The sequence below is a fragment of the Stenotrophomonas sp. STEN021 genome, from assembly GCF_056760175.1.
On the sequence record NZ_JBRREH010000157.1, the window covers coordinates 1 to 3,127 of the forward strand.

At 65.1% G+C, this 3,127-nt stretch carries 2 protein-coding genes; one reads left to right on the forward strand and one right to left on the reverse strand.

The features are described 5' to 3' along the window. Positions 1 to 105: 105 nt before the first annotated feature. Positions 106 to 897, reverse strand: coding sequence for a DUF4349 domain-containing protein (locus tag ACVOL0_RS20230; protein WP_481550605.1), 792 nt, complete (start codon positions 895 to 897; stop codon positions 106 to 108). Positions 898 to 1,179: 282 nt separating this feature from the next. Here ACVOL0_RS20230 and ACVOL0_RS20235 point away from each other — a divergent pair, with 282 nt between their 5' ends. Further along, entirely contained in the window at positions 1,180 to 2,982 is a 1,803-nt protein-coding gene (locus ACVOL0_RS20235) for a DUF885 domain-containing protein (protein ID WP_481550606.1), read from the forward strand. Positions 2,983 to 3,127: the final 145 nt, after the last annotated feature.

The window sequence follows — 3,127 nt, forward strand, 5'->3', positions numbered from 1 at the left end:
TGCTTGAGCGGCGTGGGGGGGGGGTCGCTCGGCCCTCCGCGGGGAAGCGGACGATCTGAAGCATCGCCAGCTTCACGGCTTACGCCGCTCCCACAAAGCCAAGGATTACTGCTTCCTGCGGCGGCGCCACCACAGGCGTACCAGCCACGCCAGGAAGCCGCCGATCAGGATCACCGGCAACAAGCCTGCAGCGATGCGGATCACATAGGCCAGGCTGGTGCTGAATATCTCTCCAAAATCGCCGAACGCCTGGCCGATTTCGCTGCGATTGCGCTGGCTGTTGGTCGATTCGATGTTGATGGTGACCAGCTGCGTGTCGATACGACGGTGCTGCTGGGCCGCATCGCGGTTGGCCTGCTGCAGCCCGGCTTCGATCTCCGAGAGACGTTGGGAAATCGTCAGCAGATCAGCAACCTCCAGGTCACGCCGCTGCTGGTACTCGATCAGGCGTTCGTGCTCGGCCTTCAGGCGGTCCTGCATCAATCGGGTATCGGCAACCTGCTGGGCCAGGTCCTCGGCCTCGGTATTGCGCGTGGTCACCTCGCCCTTGTCACTGGCCAACGCGATCAGCGGCTCCACGCCCTTTGGCGCGACCCGCACCTTGATCGAACCGCGCGGCGTATCGCCGCCCTGTTGGGACACGTTGAGCACCGCACAGTCACCGAACTTCGCGCTCTGGCAGGCATCGGATACCGCCTTCACCCTCGACGCGATGTCCGTGCCCGGCAACTGCAGCTGCACCGTGTGCTCGTAGGCCAGGAATGCGCCTTCCGGCGACTGCACCGCATCGGCCGCCACCGCTGCGCTTTCGGCCGCCATATCGTGCTTGGCACAACCGGTGAGCGCGAGCAGTGCACCCAGTGCGAGGGTCAAGGTACTTCCGTGCAGTTGCTTCATGCGTCCATGTTCCAGGTGGTTTGGTCGCGGCAGCATAGCGACATGGCTGAATACGAAGGCTAAAATTTTGTGCAGAGCGACGCAGCTCGGGGAAGCGCAGCGCATCCGAGGTCTTTATCCACCCGGTTCACCCCATCCCCGAGTGCGCTGCGCTTAGCCAGGCCACAGCGGGCCCGGCTGCGCTGAGCCACCTCTTTCGGCAAATCGCCACCAACCAACGGCATGTGCGGCAGCGGCCCAGTCCGCCTATGCTCGGGGATTCCCTCAGCAACAGGATCACCGATGCGCAAGCACCTGCTCGCCGCCGCCCTGCTCGCCAGCCTCGCCGGCTGCCAGAGCGGCGACGCCCCGACCGCACCGTCCACCTCCACCGAGCAGGCTGGGCAGTCCCAGGCGGACGCCCAGTTCGCCGAGCTGTCGAAGAAGGCTCTGGACACCTGGATGCAGTTGTCCCCGGTCAGCGCCACCCAGATCGGCGACCACCGCTACGATAGCCAGCTCGATGACCTCAGCGCCGCCGGCCAGCAGAAGAGCCTGGAAGCCAGCAAGGCCCTGCTTGCCGAGCTGGACAAGCTCGACGTCAGCAAGCTCGGCCGCGAGAACCAGGTGGATGCCGCCATCCTGCGCAACCAGCTGCAGTCGGACATCTGGTCCAACGAAACCATGCAGTCGTGGAAGTGGGACCCGCAGGTCTATAACGGTCTGGCCGGCAGCGCCATCTACGGCCTGATGGCGCGCGAATTCGCGCCGCTGCCGGAGCGCCTGAAGTCGGCCACCGCGCGCATCGAGCTGATCCCGCAGATCTTCGCCGCCGCCCGCGCCAACCTCGACCCGGCGCGCGTGCCGAAGATCCACGCCGAAACCGTGGCCAAGCAGAACCGCGGCATCCTCAGCCTGGTTGAAACCTTCATCGTGCCCAACATCGGCCAGCTCGAAGCCGCCGACCAGGAACGCCTGAAGGCCGCCATCGCCAAACTGACCACGGCAGTCGAAGAACAGCAGACCTGGCTGGACAAGACCCTGGTGCCCAACGCCAAGGGCGAGTTCCGCATCGGTGCGGAGAAATACGACCAGAAGCTGAAGTTCTCGCTCAACTCCTCGCTGTCGCGCGCCGAGATCGGCGAGCGCGCCCGCGCCGAGCTGACCCGCGTGCGCAAGGACATGTACGGCATCGCCCAGGTGGTGTTGAAGGACAAGCCGGGCGCCCCGGAAATGCCGGCCAACCCGACCGACGACCAGCAGCAGAAGGCGATCGAGGCCGCACTGGAACTGGCTTATGCCGACAAGCCTGCCCGCGACAAGGTGGTTGACGACGCCAAGGCGGCGCTGGACCAGTCCACCGAGTTCGTGCGCAAGCATGACCTGATGACCCTGCCCGACGCGCCGGTCGACATCATCCTGATGCCGGAATTCCAGCGCGGCGTGGCCGTGGCCTATTGCGACTCGCCGGGCCCGTTGGACAAGAACCTGAAGACCTTCTACGCGGTCTCGCCGATTCCGGATGACTGGAACGACAAGCAGGTGGACTCCTTCCTGCGCGAATACAACAGCCGCATGATCCACCTGCTGTCCATCCACGAAGGCACGCCGGGCCACTACCTGGAAGGCTGGCACTCGGGCAAGTTCCCGTCGACGCTGCGTGCGGTACTGCGCTCGGGCCTGTTTGCAGAAGGCTGGGCGGTCTACACCGAACGCATGATGCAGGAACAGGGTTACCTGGACAACGACCCGCTGTTCCACCTGGTGCAGCTGAAGTTCTACCTGCGCACCATCGCCAATGCCATCCTCGACCAGGGTGTGCACGTGGACAACTGGAGCCGCGAGCAGGCCATGCAGCTGATGACCCACGACGCCTTCCAGCAGGAAAGCGAAGCCTCCGGCAAGTGGGTGCGCGCGCAGCTCACTTCCGCCCAGCTACCGACCTACTTCGTCGGCGCGCAGGAGCACTTCGACACCCGCAAGGCCGTGCAGGAAAAGCAGGGCGCCAACTTCAACCTGAAGGCCTACCACGACCAGATTCTGTCCTATGGCGCACCGCCGGTGCGTTTCGCACGCCAGCTGATGCTGGAACAGCCGATCGAGTAAGGCCGGCTGGTTTGTTTACTGAAAAGCCCGGGCAGTGCCCGGGCTTTTTTTGGCCCATGTAGTGGCGCGCGCCGGAGGCGGGGGGCGGGGGGGGGCGGCGACAAACAGCCCCTAGGACGCCCGCACAAGCGCGGCCCTAAGAGGG

Bases quoted from the DNA above. Each gene is read 5' to 3' on its own strand.
- ACVOL0_RS20230 (WP_481550605.1), bottom strand. From the start codon at position 897: ATGAAGCAACTGCACGGAAGTACCTTGACCCTCGCACTGGGTGCACTG.
- ACVOL0_RS20235 (WP_481550606.1), top strand. From the start codon at position 1,180: ATGCGCAAGCACCTGCTCGCCGCCGCCCTGCTCGCCAGCCTCGCCGGC.